The organism is Mesorhizobium sp. M1E.F.Ca.ET.041.01.1.1 (genome assembly GCF_003997355.1).
Lineage (GTDB): Bacteria > Pseudomonadota > Alphaproteobacteria > Rhizobiales > Rhizobiaceae > Mesorhizobium.
The window spans coordinates 1-14,721 of record NZ_RZSL01000105.1 but is presented as its reverse complement, the minus strand read 5'-3'; the positions used below and the strand labels follow the sequence as shown (position 1 = coordinate 14,721).

15 protein-coding genes are annotated in these 14,721 nt (G+C 63.9%); 5 read left to right on the top strand and 10 right to left on the bottom strand.

Features of this window, described 5'->3' with window-relative positions; translation table 11 throughout:
* From EOA38_RS11685 to EOA38_RS11660, 6 genes are all read right to left on the bottom strand, one after another.
* Positions 1-443: F0F1 ATP synthase subunit gamma (locus EOA38_RS11685; RefSeq protein ID WP_189434616.1), on the bottom strand; the 443-nt coding region annotated here is incomplete at its 3' end.
* A gap of 29 nt (positions 444-472) precedes the next feature.
* Entirely contained in the window at positions 473-2,002 is a 1,530-nt protein-coding gene (atpA, locus tag EOA38_RS11680; protein ID WP_127299267.1) for a F0F1 ATP synthase subunit alpha, read from the bottom strand.
* Complete coding sequence (locus tag EOA38_RS11675) at positions 2,002-2,562, bottom strand: F0F1 ATP synthase subunit delta (RefSeq protein ID WP_126091337.1); 561 nt, start codon at positions 2,560-2,562, stop codon at positions 2,002-2,004. Before EOA38_RS11675 ends, atpA begins: the two co-directional genes overlap by 1 nt.
* Before the next feature lie 351 nt (positions 2,563-2,913).
* On the bottom strand, positions 2,914-3,309 hold the full coding sequence (locus EOA38_RS11670; protein WP_126091336.1) for a DUF4345 family protein: 396 nt from the start codon (positions 3,307-3,309) through the stop codon (positions 2,914-2,916).
* A gap of 95 nt (positions 3,310-3,404) precedes the next feature.
* Positions 3,405-4,100 (bottom strand): aspartate/glutamate racemase family protein, encoded by a 696-nt coding sequence (locus EOA38_RS11665; RefSeq protein WP_127299266.1) that lies wholly within the window; start codon positions 4,098-4,100, stop codon positions 3,405-3,407.
* 33 nt (positions 4,101-4,133) lie between these two features.
* Entirely contained in the window at positions 4,134-6,317 is a 2,184-nt protein-coding gene (locus EOA38_RS11660) for a primosomal protein N' (RefSeq protein ID WP_127299265.1), read from the bottom strand.
* 90 nt (positions 6,318-6,407) lie between these two features.
* Here EOA38_RS11660 and fsa point away from each other — a divergent pair, with 90 nt between their 5' ends.
* On the top strand, positions 6,408-7,064 hold the full coding sequence (gene fsa / locus EOA38_RS11655) for a fructose-6-phosphate aldolase (protein ID WP_127299264.1): 657 nt from the start codon (positions 6,408-6,410) through the stop codon (positions 7,062-7,064).
* A gap of 359 nt (positions 7,065-7,423) precedes the next feature.
* Here the strand turns inward: fsa and EOA38_RS11650 are convergent, their stop codons facing one another.
* The 4 genes from EOA38_RS11650 to leuS all read right to left on the bottom strand — a co-directional run bounded on the left by EOA38_RS11650 (position 7,424) and on the right by leuS (position 11,800).
* Complete coding sequence (locus tag EOA38_RS11650) at positions 7,424-7,843, bottom strand: carboxymuconolactone decarboxylase family protein (RefSeq protein WP_127299263.1); 420 nt, start codon at positions 7,841-7,843, stop codon at positions 7,424-7,426.
* Positions 7,779-8,207, bottom strand: coding sequence for a MerR family transcriptional regulator (locus tag EOA38_RS11645; protein WP_126091331.1), 429 nt, complete (start codon positions 8,205-8,207; stop codon positions 7,779-7,781). The genes EOA38_RS11650 and EOA38_RS11645 overlap by 65 nt, the downstream gene beginning before the upstream one ends.
* Before the next feature lie 400 nt (positions 8,208-8,607).
* A complete protein-coding gene (lptE, locus tag EOA38_RS11640) occupies positions 8,608-9,186 on the bottom strand; it encodes an LPS assembly lipoprotein LptE (RefSeq protein ID WP_126091330.1) in 579 nt (192 codons plus the stop codon).
* Entirely contained in the window at positions 9,173-11,800 is a 2,628-nt protein-coding gene (gene leuS / locus EOA38_RS11635; protein ID WP_127299262.1) for a leucine--tRNA ligase, read from the bottom strand. The genes lptE and leuS overlap by 14 nt, the downstream gene beginning before the upstream one ends.
* Before the next feature lie 290 nt (positions 11,801-12,090).
* Between leuS and EOA38_RS11630 the strand changes: the two genes are divergently transcribed.
* From EOA38_RS11630 to EOA38_RS11615, 4 genes are all read left to right on the top strand, one after another.
* On the top strand, positions 12,091-12,753 hold the full coding sequence (locus EOA38_RS11630; protein WP_127299261.1) for a YggS family pyridoxal phosphate-dependent enzyme: 663 nt from the start codon (positions 12,091-12,093) through the stop codon (positions 12,751-12,753).
* A gap of 78 nt (positions 12,754-12,831) precedes the next feature.
* On the top strand, positions 12,832-13,086 hold the full coding sequence (locus EOA38_RS11625; RefSeq protein WP_127299260.1) for a type II toxin-antitoxin system Phd/YefM family antitoxin: 255 nt from the start codon (positions 12,832-12,834) through the stop codon (positions 13,084-13,086).
* On the top strand, positions 13,086-13,487 hold the full coding sequence (locus tag EOA38_RS11620) for a type II toxin-antitoxin system VapC family toxin (RefSeq protein ID WP_127299259.1): 402 nt from the start codon (positions 13,086-13,088) through the stop codon (positions 13,485-13,487). The genes EOA38_RS11625 and EOA38_RS11620 overlap by 1 nt, the downstream gene beginning before the upstream one ends.
* 138 nt (positions 13,488-13,625) lie before the next feature.
* Positions 13,626-14,675, top strand: a complete 1,050-nt coding sequence (locus tag EOA38_RS11615) for an aldo/keto reductase (RefSeq protein ID WP_127299258.1) — start codon at positions 13,626-13,628, stop codon at positions 14,673-14,675.
* The last annotated feature ends 46 nt before the right edge of the window (positions 14,676-14,721 follow it).

Below are 14,721 nucleotides of genomic sequence, written 5' to 3'. Positions count from 1 at the left end.
GTCTTGACCTCGCGCAGGTCGACGCGCTCGAGGATCAGCGAGCTGTACTCACGGCGCAGGATGTCAAAACCCTTCTTGCCGACGCAGATGATCTTGACCTGCTTGCCATCGGCGAGAAGCCGGCGGATGTGGTCGCGGGCAAGACGCGCGATCTGCGAGTTGAAGCCGCCGCACAGGCCGCGCTCGGCGGTGCAGACGATGAGCAGATGCACATCGTCCCTGCCGGTGCCGGTCATCAGCGCAGGGGCATCGCCGCCGCCGCCGATCGCCTGGGTGATGTTGGCCAGCACCGCGCCCATCCGCTCGGAATAGGGCCTGGCGGCTTCCGCCGCTTCCTGCGCGCGACGCAGCTTCGCCGCGGCGACCATCTGCATCGCCTTGGTGATCTTCTGCGTCGCCTTGACCGAGGCGATACGGTTACGAAGGTCTTTTAACGAAGCCATGCTTCAAACCCGATCCCGTCCGGCTTCGTTCAAGCGAAGGTCTTGGCGAAGGCGTCGATTTCCGCCTTCAGCTTGGCGCGCAGATCGTCGGACAGCGCCTTCTCCTCGCGGATGCCGTCGAGCACGTCCTTGCCGGCCGAGCGCATGTGGCTGAGCAGGCCATGCTCGAACTTGCCGACCTGGTTGAGCGCCAGCTTGTCGAGATAGCCGTTGACGCCGGCAAAGATCACCGCGACCTGCTCCTCGGTCTTGAGCGGCGAGAACTGCGGCTGCTTCAAGAGCTCGGTCAGGCGCGAACCGCGGTTCAACAGGCGCTGCGTGGCAGCGTCGAGGTCGGAGCCGAACTGCGCGAAGGCCGCCATTTCACGGTACTGCGCGAGCTCGCCCTTGATCGAGCCGGCGACCTGCTTCATCGCCTTGACCTGCGCCGAGGAGCCGACGCGCGACACCGACAGACCGACGTTCACCGCCGGGCGGATGCCCTGGAAGAACAGGTTGGTTTCGAGGAAGATCTGGCCGTCGGTGATCGAGATCACGTTGGTCGGGATGTAGGCCGACACGTCGTTGGCCTGCGTCTCGATGATCGGCAGCGCGGTCAGCGAACCATTGCCGTTGTCGTCATTGAGCTTCGCGGCGCGCTCGAGCAGGCGCGAGTGCAGGTAGAAGACGTCGCCCGGATAGGCTTCGCGGCCCGGCGGGCGGCGCAGCAGAAGCGACATCTGGCGATAGGCGACGGCCTGCTTCGACAGGTCGTCATAGCTGATGAGGGCATGCATGCCGTTGTCGCGGAAATATTCGCCCATCGTGCAGCCGGCGAACGGCGCCAGGAACTGCATCGGCGCCGGATCGGACGCGGTGGCGGCGATGATGATGGAATAGTCGAGCGCGCCGCGCTCCTCCAGCACCTTGACGAACTGCGCGACGGTCGAGCGCTTCTGGCCGACGGCGACGTAGACGCAGTAGAGCTTCTCCTTCTCCGGGCCGTTGTCGTGCACCGACTTCTGGTTCAGCATCGTGTCGAGGATGATGGCGGTCTTGCCGGTCTGGCGGTCGCCGATGACCAGTTCGCGCTGGCCGCGGCCGACCGGGATCAGCGCGTCGATGGCCTTCAAGCCGGTCGACATCGGCTCATGCACCGACTTGCGCGGAATGATGCCGGGCGCCTTGACGTCGACGCGCTTGCGTTCGGTCGCCTTGATCGGACCCTTGCCGTCGATCGGATTGCCGAGCGCGTCGACGACGCGGCCGAGCAGGCCGGGGCCGACCGGAACGTCGACGATGGCGCCGGTGCGCTTGACGGTGTCGCCTTCCTTGATGTCGCGGTCGTTGCCGAAGATGACGACGCCGACATTGTCGGCTTCGAGGTTCAGCGCCATGCCGCGGATGCCGCCGGGGAATTCGACCATTTCACCGGCCTGGACATTGTCGAGGCCGTAGACGCGGGCGATGCCGTCACCGACGGACAGAACCTGGCCGACTTCGGAGACCTCGGCCTCCTTGCCGAAATTCTTGATCTGGTCTTTCAGAATTGCGGAAATTTCCGCGGCGCGGATGTCCATCAGCCGACCTCTTTCAGTGCAAGCTTGAGCGAATTGAGTTTGGTTTTGAGCGACGTATCGATCTGGCGCGAGCCCATCTTGACGATCAGGCCGCCGAGCAGCGACGGGTCGACGGTCATGGCGATGGCCACGTCCTTGCCGGCGATGCTCTTCAGCGTCGCCTTGAGCTCGGTCTGCTGCGCATCCGTCAGCGCATGCGCCGAGGTGACCTCGGCCGACGCCTCGCCGCGATGATCGGCGGCGATCTGGCGGAACGCCTTGATCATGCCGGGCACGGCGAACAGGCGGCGGTTCTTGGCGACGACGCGCAGGAAATTGCCGACCAGGCCGGTGATCTTGGCCTTGCCGACGATCGCGCCGATCGCCTTGGCCTGATCCTCGCTGGAAAACACCGGGCTGTTGATCAGCCGGGTAAGATCGGCGCTGCCGTTGAGCATCGCCTCGAAGTCGTTGAGGTCGGCCTCGACCTTGGCGACCGAATTTTCCTGCAGCGCGAGCTCGAACAGCGAGCTTGCATAGCGTTCTGCGACAGCTGAGATTGGCGATGACGATTGGGCCACGGACCGTCTTTTCTCTTGTCTGACAGGCCGCAGATTGTTGGCGCGAGCAAAAACTCTGGCTAAATCTTTGACCTTACTGCGATTTTTCCAAGCACGGAGGCGCGGCTTCCGCTATCCCCGGCCGAAAGTCGATTGCCGTCTAGCACAGGCCTTTTAAGACCGCAATGCATCGTCCGGCATGGTTTTCAGGCACTTTTGTCGCATCAGGCGGCGAAGGCCAAGCTCAAGCGCCGGATTAATGCATGTCGCCCAAAAGTGTGCAGCGGTTTTGGGAAAACGACATGCATCAAAACAAGGACCCAAAGCGCGTCGCTTGAATCCGCTTCGGCGCGACGCGCTTTAGTCACGAATTCACGGCACGAAGCCGAAGGCGAAGGCCAGCGGCAGGGCCGCCAGCGCCAATTCAACCACGATGGAAGCCCAGTTGAAAGGGGTGTTGGCGCCGTCCGACATCATCGACAAGAGCCGGCCGAAGGCCGTGAACAGCCAGGAGAAGCCGAGCGCCATGTAAAGCAGCGGCTGCGCCAACAGGATGCAGCACAGGCTGACGCCGAGATAGAAGCCCGACATGCGGCCGCGCCCTTCGGCGATCGCCGCCGCTTTCTCGGGCTTCGCCTGCAGGCGCAGGATGCGGAAGGCGAGATTCGGCGCCAGGAACAGCAACAGGCCGATGAGCAAGGTGACAACGGCGCTCGACCATGCCAGCCACTCGCCCTGGCTCGCGGGCCACGGAAACGCGAATTCCATCTTTCCCCCTCGTAAATTCTTGTTTGAAATTGCCGGCATTCTAGCGGAGGAAAAATCGCACGCCAGATGGCGGCCCGTACTTTAGAAAGAACGTGTCAAGACAGCGCGAATTCGACCGCCGCCTCGGCATGGATGCGCGTGGTGTCGAACACCGGAATGTCGAAATCGCCCTGGCCGATCAGCATCGTGATCTCGGTGCAGCCCATGATGAGGCCGTCGATCTTTTCATCGCGCCGCAGGCGGCCGACTTCTTCGACATAGGCCGCTTTCGAACCGCTGCTGACGACGCCCTGGCAGAGCTCGTCGTAGATCACCCGATGCACCATGTCGCGGCCGGTCCGGTCCGGCACCACGGGCTGCAGGCCGTATTTGTCGGCGAGCCGTCCCTTGTAGAAATCCTGCTCCATGGTGAAGCGTGTTGCGAGCAGCGCCGGGCGCTTGACGCCCGCTTCGACGACGGCGTGCGCCGTGGCATCGGCGATGTGGATCAACGGGATCGACACCGCTGCCTGCACCTGGTCGGCGAGCTTGTGCATGGTGTTGGTGCAGATCACCAGGCCATGCGCGCCGGCTGCCTCCAGCCCGCGCGCGGCCTCCACGAGAAGAGTGCCCGCGCCTTGCCAGTCGCCCGCATGCTGGCGTTCGGCGATCTCGGCAAAATCGAACGACCACAGCAAAAGCTTCGCCGAATGCAGCCCGCCCAGCCGCTCGCGCACGATCTCGTTGAGCAGGCGATAATAGATCGCCGTCGATTCCCAGCTCATGCCGCCGATGAGGCCAAGGGTCTTCATGTGTGAGCGCTCCGGTGGGACAGTCTCTTGAGCTTATAGAAAGCTCTGCGGGTCGATGTCGACCTGCACCCTGACCGAGCCCCTCAGTTTCGGCCCATCCGCCAGCATGGCGCGAATAAAACCCTGCATGTCGGCGCGCCGCTCGCCCTGCACCAAGAGGCGGAAGCGGTGGCGGCCGCCGATCAGCGACAGTGGCGCCTCGGCAGGCCCGAGCACGAAGATATCCGATGCGGTTGGGGCGGCGCGCCGCAAACCGCGCGCATGACCTTCGGCTTCGGCCCGCGTCGCGGCGCTGACGATGATGCCGGCGAGCCGGCCGAAAGGCGGCAGCGCCGCCCGCTCGCGCTCGGCGATCTCGCGCTCGTAAAAGGCTTCCGAATCGCCAGAGACGATCGCGCGCATCACCGGATGGTCCGGCTGGTAGGTCTGCAAGAGCCCGAGGCTCTTCTTGCCGGTGCGGCCGGCGCGGCCCGTCACCTGGCTGAGCAGTTGGAAGGTGCGCTCGGCGGCGCGCGGGTCGCCATTGGCAAGGCCGAGATCGGCATCGACCACGCCGACCAGCGTCATACCGGGAAAATTGTGGCCCTTGGCGACGAGCTGCGTGCCGATGACGATGTCGGCCTCGCCATTGGCGACGGCCTCCAGTTCGAGCCGCAGCCGGCGCACGCCGCCGAGCAGATCGGACGAGAGCACGATGGTGCGCGCCTCCGGGAAATGCGCCACCACCTCCTCGGCGATGCGCTCGACGCCCGGCCCGCAGGCCACGAGATGGTCGAGCGTGCCGCATTCCGGGCAGGCTTCCGGCCGCCGCTCGTTGTGCCCGCAATGATGGCAGACAAGCTGGCCGCGAAAGCGGTGCTCGACCAGCCAGGCCGAGCACACCGGGCAGCCGAAGCGATGGCCGCAGACGCGGCAGAGCGTCAGCGGCGCATAGCCGCGCCGGTTGAGGAAGAGCAACGACTGCTCTTCTTTCTCCAGCGTGCGCTGCATCTGCTCCAGCAGGAGAGGCGACAGGAAGCCGCCGCGCGCCGGCGGCGCGCGGCGCATGTCGATCGACTTCAGGTCGGGAAGCGCGGCCTCGGCGAAGCGCGACGACAGCACGGCCCTGTCGTATCGACCCTGGCTGGCATTGACCCGGCTTTCCACCGACGGTGTCGCCGAGGCGAGCACGACCGGGAAGGCCCCGATATGGCCGCGCACCACCGCCATGTCGCGGGCATTGTAGAAGACGCGGTCCTCCTGCTTGTAGGCGGGGTCGTGCTCCTCGTCGACGACGATCAGGCCGAGGTTCTTGAACGGCAGGAACAGCGCCGAGCGCGCCCCGGCGACGACGCGCACGCCGCCTTCGGCCACCTGCCGCCAGACGCGTTCGCGCATCCTGGGCGGCAGGTCCGAGTGCCACTCCGCCGGCTTGGCGCCGAACCGGTCCTGGAAACGTTCCAGAAAGGCATGGGTGAGCGCGATCTCCGGCAGCAGGATCAGCACCTGCTGGCCTTTGTCGAGCGCCGCCGCCACCGCCTCGAAATAGACTTCCGTTTTGCCCGATCCGGTGACGCCGTCGAGCAGGGTGACGTTGAAGGCGTCGGCCGCGATAGCGGCTCGCAGCTTCTCGGCCGCCGCCTTCTGGTCCGGCATCAATTCCGGCGCGGCATGGCCCGGATCGGGCGCCGCCACCACCGGCCTTGGCGGGATCATCACCGTCTCGAACACGCCTTGAGCCCTCAAGCCGTCGATGACGGTCGAGGAGACGCCCGCCGCATGGGCGAGACCGGAGCGCGTCCAGGCAAGCCCGCCCTCGGCCGTCTCCAGCACGCGCCGCCGGGCATCGGTCAATCGATCGGGTTCCGCGAGGGTACGCTGCAGCCCCTCGATCCAGGGCTCCGGATCGAACGCTTCCGGTGCCCTGAGCAGCATGCGCGCCACCATGCCGGGAGCCGACAGCGTATAGTGCGCGATCCAGTCGACGAAGCGGCGCATCGCCCGGTCGATCGGCGGGCAATCGAAGACTTCCTCGATCGGCCGCAGCTTCTTCGGATCGACCGTTTCGACGGCGCCGTCCCAGACGATGCCAGCGACCTGGCGCGGCCCCAGCGGCACGCGCACGATCGAGCCCGGCACCACGCGCATGCCGGGCGGCACGGCATAGGTGTAGGGCCGTTCGGTAGGCATCGGCACCAGCACGGGTGCGGCCGCGACAAAGGGCGAATCTTCCGTCATCAGGCGTGACCTTGCCCTGACTTTGGTCTAGATCAAAGGGTGACCCCCCAAGGTGCATGCCATGCACATGAAAATCCTCAGGAGACCGCTATGAAGTTTTTTGTCGACACCGCCGACATCAAGGAGATCAAGGAACTGAACGATCTGGGGCTGCTCGACGGCGTCACCACCAACCCGTCTCTCATCCTGAAATCGGGCGGCAAGATCGCCGAGGTCACGAAGCAGATCTGCGACATCGTCGAAGGCCCGGTCTCGGCCGAGGTGGTGGCCACCGAGTTCAAGGACATGATGGGCGAGGCCGAGGTGCTGGCCAAGATCGCGCCGAATGTCTGCATCAAGGTGCCGCTGACGCTGGACGGGCTGAAGGCCTGCAAGACGATCCGCACCGAGATGAACCGCATGGTCAATGTCACGCTGTGCTTCTCGGCCAATCAGGCGCTGCTTGCCGCCAAGGCCGGCGCCTCCTTCATCTCGCCCTTCGTCGGCCGCATCGACGACACCGGCTCGGACGGCATGGAGCTGATCTCCGAAATCCGCACCATCTACGACAATTACGATTTCAAGACCGAGATCCTGACAGCTTCGGTGCGTACCGTGAATCACGTCAAGCAGGCTGCGCTGATCGGCGCCGATGTCGTGACCGCGCCGCCGGCGACGCTGAAGGCGCTGGTCAATCATCCGCTGACCGACAAGGGCCTTGCCGCCTTCCTAGCCGACTGGGCCAAGACCGGCCAGAAGATCGGCTGAGGCTGGAGATCAGACAAAAAAGAGGTCGGGCAACCGGCCCTTTTTGTCGATACAAGCGGTGCGCGAAGGTGTGTTGCGATTCAGGGGTTTCTTGAGCTGGTTCGCGAGACCCTTCGGGAGCTGTTCCCGGCTTAATGCATGTCGCCCAAAAGTGCGCAGCGGTTTTGGGAGAACGACATGCATCAAAAACAAAGACTTAAAGCGCGTCGTCCGAACCGCTTCAGCGCGACGCGCTTTAGGTGTTCGAGTGGTTCCGGGAGAGGGTGAATAGCCTTTGGCCGCGTGACGCACGAAGCCCGGATCGGAAGGCTCCTAAGCGACCTGCGCCATCTCGTGGTCCCTCGCCGTGAACCGGGCTCCTACACGGTCGCTTCCCCCTTCTGGACGGGAAATCGGGCGAATACTTCCTTGGCTGCGAACAGGCCGTTGAGCGCCGCAGGAAAGCCCGCATAGACCGCCATCTGCATGATGATCTCGATGATTTCGTCCTTGGTCAGCCCGACATTCAGGCCCGCCTCAATGTGAACCTTCAATTGCGGTGTCGCTGTCCCCATCGCGGTCAGCGCCGCGACAGTGGCGATTTCCCGAGCGCGCAGATCGAGGCCGGGGCGGCTGTAAATGTCGCCAAACGAGAACTCGAACACGTAGTTTGCGAAGTCGGGGGCAATGTCCGCCAGAGCGGCAATGACATTGTGGCCGGCTTCGCCGTCGATTTCAGCGAGCGCCCGCTTGCCGCGTTCCAGCCGGCTTTCGCCGGCGTTCGGGGATTGTTGCGTCATATTCTTTCATCCTCTGTTCATTCCCTGCATATCCGGCAATCTTGGTGTCAAGGACGAGAAGGCAGGCTTGCAATTCGGCCACATGCGCTCGGACACGCTCGCGGTGCTGTTCAAGCAACGCGCCGCGCTCCGCTTCCGTGCCGACGCCACGTTCCCGCAAGGCCTCGTAGCGCAGCATTTCCCGGATAGGCATCCCGGTCGCTTTGAGACGGTCGAGAAATTCTATCCAGCTGAGGATTGATGCGTCGTAGTCACGTTGGCCCGATTGGTCCCTGTCGGCATAGGGAAGCAGCCCGATCCGCTCATAGTAACGGATGGTGTGGGTCGACAATCCCGAACGCTTCGCCAGTTCACCAATCTTCATGAGCACCCTTCTTTCGTCACGACGCACGGGAAGCTACAGGTTAGAGTGCGCTCTAAGTCAAGGGGGCGCGCAACTCCGGCTCCTACACGGTAGTGTTCCATGACATGAGCGCCAAAGGTTCGTGGCTTCCGTTTGCGAGATGATGCCTGAACGTCGGAGAGCAACCACCAAGACCATGACTGGATCGGTTGGAGCTTCTGCATCCGACAATCTGGTCAGGCCGAGCCGGAGTCGAAGACGGGCGCGAAGCGACCAAACTGGACGGTTTCCGAGAAGCGGCCTACGCCGGCCGTAGCCTTGATTTAACTGCCACGCCACTCATGAGCGCTTCGGTCGGCGAAGGCCGGAAGCGCGAGAAGCCGGCATTTGCAGGCCGGCCTCACTTGAATATCAATACGCCTCAGGCCTTCTTGCCGTGCTTGGCCAGGTCCTGGGCGATCGCCAGCCTGAGCAGATCGGCGAGTTCGCGGGCGGCGCGGTTCTCGGCGTCGATCTGCGCCCGGTAGGCGGCGAACTCCTGGCGCGGCCGGTCGAAGGACGACGGGATCGAGCGCTTGCCGACGGCTACCACCGCGCCGGTCGCATCTCGCAGCACATAATTGGCAGTGAGCGTCACCGTGCCCGCCGTCGGCTCGTCCTCTTCGGTCTGCACCTGGACGATGGCGGCCGATTCGACCAGCTCGCTGACGCCGAGGTCGAGCGTGTAGGCCGGCGAGGCCGGCTCACCGGAGCCCTGGCCGAACGCGAAGATCAGATTGTTGCGCACCTGCTGGCCGTAGCGCGTGCCGACCGGCTTGATCGAGATCGATGCAAGTTCGGCGGCGGCGCCGACCTGCGAGCCGACGGTGAGCGGCGCGCTGGAGTAGAGCGGCCGTACCGTGCAGGCCGAGACCAGCGCCAGCGAGGCGACCAGGCCCCAGACCGTAACGCGGCCGAAGTGGCGTCCCGCTTCTGACTTTTCCGGATCAGGCAACAACATTGACGATCCTCTGCGGGACGATGATCACCTTGCGCGGGGCCTTGCCATCGAGCGCTTTTTGCACGAAGTCGAGTGCCAGCACCGCTTTTTCGACGGCACCTTGATCCGCGTCGCGGGCAATTGTCAAATCCCCGCGTTTCTTGCCGTTGACCTGCACCGGCAGCACGATCTCGTTGTCGACGACGAGAGCCGGATCGAAGACCGGCCACGGCCGTTCGGCGACGAGTTCGGTGCCGCCCAGCGTCTCCCAGCATTCCTCGGCCAGATGCGGCATCACCGGCGCGATCACATGCACCAGGATCTCGACGGCCTCGCGGCAAGCGCCTTTCAGCGCCGCGTCCGCCTTGCCTTCGGCGACATCGTTGAGCGGCGTGGTCAGCGCGTTGGCAAGCTCGTAGATGCGCGCGATCGCCCGGTTGAAACCGAGCTTCTCGATATCCTCGCCGATGGCCTTCAGGATCTTGTGCGCCGCCTTCGAGACGGCACCCGCCTCGCTTTCCTTGGCCGCCGCGGGCTTCACGCCGGAGAGCTGCTCCGCCGCGATCTGCACCAGGCGCCAGACGCGCTGCACGAAGCGATGCGCGCCGGCGGCACCCTCGTCCGTCCATTCGACGTCGCGTTCGGGCGGCGAGTCCGACAGCATGAACCAGCGTGCGGTGTCGGCGCCGTAGCCGTCGGTGATCTCTTCCGGGCTCACCGTGTTCTTCTTCGACTTCGACATCTTCTCGAGCGCGCCGATCGTCGCTTCTTCGCCGGTCGCGATCTCGATGGCGCGGCGCTTGCCGCCCGCATCCTCGATCCTGACTTCGCCCGGCGACAGCCAGCGCCCATTGGTCGACGGGCCGCCGACGCGGTAGGTCTCGTGCACCACCATGCCTTGCGTGAACAGGCCCTTGAACGGCTCGGCGAGATTGAGATGGCCGGTCTCGCGCATGGCGCGGGTGAAGAAGCGCGAATAGAGCAGATGCAGGATCGCGTGCTCGATGCCGCCGATATACTGGTCGACCGCCAGCCATTCGTCGGCAGCCTTCGGCTCTGTCGGCTCGTTGGCCCAGGGCGCGGTGAAGCGCGCGAAATACCACGACGAGTCGACGAAGGTATCCATAGTGTCGGTCTCGCGCCGCGCGTCGCGGCCGCATTGCGGGCACTTCACATGCCGCCATGTCGGGTGGCGGTCGAGCGGGTTGCCCGGACGGTCGAACTCGATGTCGTCGGGCAGCCTGACCGGCAGGTCGGCCTTCGGCACCGGCACGACCCCGCAGGCTTCGCAATGGATCATCGGGATCGGGCAGCCCCAGTAGCGCTGGCGCGAAATGCCCCAGTCGCGCAGGCGGAAGTTCACCTTGCGCTCCGCCATCGGCCGGCCGCCGATCGTCTTCTGTTCGAGCAGCTTCGCCACTTCGTCGAAGGCCTTCTCCGGCTTCATGCCGTCGAGGAAGCGCGAATTGATCATCACGCCGTCATCAACATAGGCTTCCTCGATGATCTGGAAGGTCTTGGCGTCCGCGTCCTCCGGCATCACCACGGGGATCACCGGCAGGCCGTATCTGTTGGCGAAGTCGAGGTCGCGCTGGTCGCCCGACGGGCAGCCGAAGATGGCGCCGGTGCCGTATTCCATCAGCACGAAATTGGCGACATAGACGGGCAGCGTCCAACTGTCGTCGAACGGATGGACGACGCGGATGCCGGTGTCGAAACCCTTCTTCTCGGCCGTTTCCAGCGCCGCCACCGAGGTGCCCATATGGCGGACCTCGTCGATGAACTTGGCCAGCTCGACATTGCTCTCCGCGGCCTTCCTGGCCAGCGGATGATCGGCCGCGACCGCCATGAAGGAGGCGCCGAAGATGGTGTCCGGCCTGGTCGTGTAGACTTCCAGCTCATGCTCGCCGCCGACCGACTTGGCCAGCGGCCAGCGGATCAGCAGCCCTTCCGAGCGGCCGATCCAGTTGTGCTGCATCAGCTTGACCTTTTCCGGCCATTCGTCGAGGCCGTTGAGCGCGTCCAACAGGTCCTGCGCGTAGTCGGTGATCTTGAAGAACCACTGTGTCAGCTCGCGCTGCTCGACCAGCGCGCCCGAGCGCCAGCCGCGGCCGTCGATGACCTGTTCGTTGGCGAGCACCGTCATGTCCTCCGGGTCCCAATTGACCTTGGAGGATTTGCGCGTCACCAGTCCCTTCTCGACGAAGTCGAGGAACAGCATCTGCTGGCGGTGGTAGTAGTCGACATCGCAAGTGGCGAACTCGCGCGCCCAGTCGAGCGACAGGCCCATGACCTTGAGCTGCTCGCGCATGACGGCGATGTTCTCGTAGGTCCAGTCCTTGGGGTGGACCTTGTTCTGCATCGCCGCATTCTCGGCCGGCATGCCGAAAGCGTCCCAGCCCATCGGATGCAGCACGTTGAAGCCCTTGGCGCGCTTGTAGCGCGCCACGACATCGCCCATCGTGTAGTTGCGGGTGTGGCCGATATGAATCTTCCCCGACGGATAGGGGAACATCTCGAGCACGTAGTATTTCGGCTTCGGGTCGTCATTCCTGGCCTCGAACAGCTTCTTTTCGGCCCAGGCCTTCTGCCATTTGGGCTCTGACGTGCGCGGATTGTATCGTTCGGTTGCCATCGGATGTTTTTCACTTAAAAGCAGGTGCACGGTGCTGGATTAAGGCGTGTTGATATTCAGGTCAGGCCGAGCCGAAAATGGCGGGTTCCGAGCACCGGAGCGGAGCGTACTTAAAGTACGTGAGCACCGGAAGCGCAGGAAACCGGCATTTGCAGGCCGGCATCACCTGAATATCGACACGCCTAGGCCGGCAGCCGAGACAATGTCGTCGCGGTGTTCACCATGGATTGCCGGACCCGTCAACTGTGGCGATCCGGCGTCGGCGCTAAAACTATAGGCAGGATATGGGCATGACGAGTGCCGTCGAACAGCTTCTTGCGGTCAAGGCGAGGATTGCGGGCGCCGAACGCGAAGCAAAGCGCGAGCCTGGCGCCGTCACGCTGGTCGCTGTGTCCAAGACGTTTTCGGCCGACGAGATCCGGCCCGTTCTGGAAGCCGGCCAGCGCGTTTTCGGCGAGAACCGCGTGCAGGAAGCTCAAGGCAAATGGCCGGCGCTCAGGCTTGCATTCCCCGACATCGAGCTCCACCTCATCGGCCCGCTGCAGTCCAATAAGGCCAAGGAGGCGGTAGCGCTTTTCGACGTCGTCGAGACGGTCGACCGCGACAAGATCGCCGCCGAGCTTGCCAAGGAGATCGCCAGGCAAGGCCGTTCGCCAAAACTCTATGTCCAGGTCAACACCGGGTCCGAGCCGCAGAAGGCCGGCATCGAGCCGCGTGAGGCGGTTCGTTTCGTCAAGCGTTGCCGCAAGGAACACGGGCTCGTCATCGAAGGCCTGATGTGCATTCCGCCGGCCGACGAAAACCCCGGTCCGCATTTCGCGCTGCTGGAGAAGCTCGCCAAGGAAGCCGGCGTCGCAGAACTCTCGATGGGCATGTCCGCCGACTACGAGACGGCAATCGCCTTCGGCGCGACCAGTGTCAGGGTCGGCTCGGCGATCTTCGGCAGCCGGTAGCCTGTCAGTACTCGTTCGTCTCGATTGATAATTGGGGGCGGCCACTTTATATCTAGCCAAGCTAGCTAGGAGCGTAGCATGAACTGGCATCTTCAGGACGCGAAGAACAATTTTTCGAAAGTGGTCCAGCGCGCGAGAACCGAGGGCCCGCAAACGGTGACACTTCGTGGGGAACGGGCTGCGGTCGTGCTGTCCGTGGAGGACTACGATCGCTTGGCTGGGAAGAAGAAATCTCTTGCCGAATATCTTCTGACCGGCCCCGGCTGGGACGATGCGTTTGACAAGGAAATCACCCGTCGCCCGGATAACATGATCCGGGACGTCGACCTCTGATGTACCTGCTCGACACAAACATTGTTTCGGATGTGCAAAGGCGCCTGCCTAAGCCGACCGCCTGGGTGGCTTCGATCGATCCGGCGTCGATCAGCCTTAGCGTCATTTCCCTCGGCGAAATCGAGCGAGGAATCGTCAAGCAACGCAATGTAGACCTCGAAAGAGCGGCCCGGCTCGATATTTGGTTGAGAGAGTTACGAAGAGACAATCGGGACCGCATTCTTCCAATCACCGAAGAGATTGCGTTGGCGTGGGGCCGCATCACGGCAGGCCGTACGCGAGGCAGCGCAGACACGCTCATAGCAGCGACGGCTCTCGTCCACGACCTCATCGTGGTTACGCGCAATGTCGCTGCCTTCGAAGACATCGGCGTCACCGTGCTTAATCCCTGGGAAGCCTGACCTCTGCGCCCCTGCCGGATCGCTGCCCAACGGTTCCCTTGAGCCAGTTGGCCGTCGCGTTTGCGCCAGCGCTTGAAACGAAACGTGCCGTTCCTATTTCCCTCGTGTGTTTCAATCCTTCTCTTGGGAAATACCACCATGCGCTACAACCAGCTTGGCAATACCGGCATGTTCGTCTCCGAACTCTGCCTCGGCACCATGACCTTCGGCGCCGCCGGCGAGAATGCCCAATGGGGTCTCATCGCCAGCCTCGACCTGAAAGGCGTCAACGAGATCGTCGGCCGCTCCATCGCCGCCGGCATCAATTTCTTCGACACCGCCGATGTTTATTCCTTCGGCCAATCCGAACGGCTGCTCGGCCAGTCGCTCAAGGATCTCGGCGTCAAGCGGTCGGACGTGATTATTGCCACCAAGGTGCACGGCGTCATGGGCGAAGGTCCGAACCAGCGCGGCTCTTCGCGCGGCCATATCATGGATTCGATCGACGGCAGCCTGGAGCGGCTGCAGACCGACCACATCGATCTCTACCTGCTGCACGGCACCGACACGGTGACGCCGATCGACGAGACGCTGAGGGCGCTCGACGACCTCGTCTCCAGCGGCAAGGTCCGCTATGTCGGCGTCTCCAACTGGCAGGCCTGGCGCATTGCCAAGGCCCTCGGCACCGCCGAGCACAAGGGCTATGCGCGCTTCGAGACGGTGCAGTCCTACTACTCGATCGCCGGCCGCGATCTCGAGCGCGAAATCGTGCCTTTGATCAACGAGGAGAAGCTCGGCCTGATGGTCTGGTCGCCGATGGCCGGTGGGCTGCTGTCGGGCAAATACGGCCCGGGCGCGCCGGGCAATGGCGAAGGCCGCCGCGCCAACTTCAACTTCCCGCCGGTCAACGAGGACCGCGCCTGGGCGGCGGTCGCCGTCATGCGCGAGATCGCCAGGAAGCATGATGTCAGCGTCGCCACGGTGGCGCTTGGCTATGTGCTGGCGAAACCCTTCGTGATGAGCGTGATCATCGGCGCCAGCCGCATGGACCAGCTCGAACAGAACCTTGCCGCCACCGGATTGAAGCTCGACGCCGACGATCTTGCCAAGCTCGATGAGATGAGCGCGCTGCCTGCCGAATATCCCGGCTGGATGCTGGAACGGCAGGGCGCCGGCCGGCGCCCGGCGCCTTTCGTGCCGAAGGCCTGATCACTCGATCCGAGCCGATGCTTCGAAAGCCGCGCGTCCTTCGGGG

Bases quoted from the DNA above. Each gene is read 5' to 3' on its own strand.
- atpA (WP_127299267.1), bottom strand. From the start codon at position 2,002: ATGGACATCCGCGCCGCGGAAATTTCCGCAATTCTGAAAGACCAGATC.
- EOA38_RS11670 (WP_126091336.1), bottom strand. From the start codon at position 3,309: ATGGAATTCGCGTTTCCGTGGCCCGCGAGCCAGGGCGAGTGGCTGGCA.
- EOA38_RS11665 (WP_127299266.1), bottom strand. From the start codon at position 4,100: ATGAAGACCCTTGGCCTCATCGGCGGCATGAGCTGGGAATCGACGGCG.
- EOA38_RS11660 (WP_127299265.1), bottom strand. From the start codon at position 6,317: ATGACGGAAGATTCGCCCTTTGTCGCGGCCGCACCCGTGCTGGTGCCG.
- fsa (WP_127299264.1), top strand. From the start codon at position 6,408: ATGAAGTTTTTTGTCGACACCGCCGACATCAAGGAGATCAAGGAACTG.
- EOA38_RS11650 (WP_127299263.1), bottom strand. From the start codon at position 7,843: ATGACGCAACAATCCCCGAACGCCGGCGAAAGCCGGCTGGAACGCGGC.
- EOA38_RS11645 (WP_126091331.1), bottom strand. From the start codon at position 8,207: ATGAAGATTGGTGAACTGGCGAAGCGTTCGGGATTGTCGACCCACACC.
- lptE (WP_126091330.1), bottom strand. From the start codon at position 9,186: ATGTTGTTGCCTGATCCGGAAAAGTCAGAAGCGGGACGCCACTTCGGC.
- leuS (WP_127299262.1), bottom strand. From the start codon at position 11,800: ATGGCAACCGAACGATACAATCCGCGCACGTCAGAGCCCAAATGGCAG.
- EOA38_RS11630 (WP_127299261.1), top strand. From the start codon at position 12,091: ATGACGAGTGCCGTCGAACAGCTTCTTGCGGTCAAGGCGAGGATTGCG.
- EOA38_RS11625 (WP_127299260.1), top strand. From the start codon at position 12,832: ATGAACTGGCATCTTCAGGACGCGAAGAACAATTTTTCGAAAGTGGTC.
- EOA38_RS11620 (WP_127299259.1), top strand. From the start codon at position 13,086: ATGTACCTGCTCGACACAAACATTGTTTCGGATGTGCAAAGGCGCCTG.
- EOA38_RS11615 (WP_127299258.1), top strand. From the start codon at position 13,626: ATGCGCTACAACCAGCTTGGCAATACCGGCATGTTCGTCTCCGAACTC.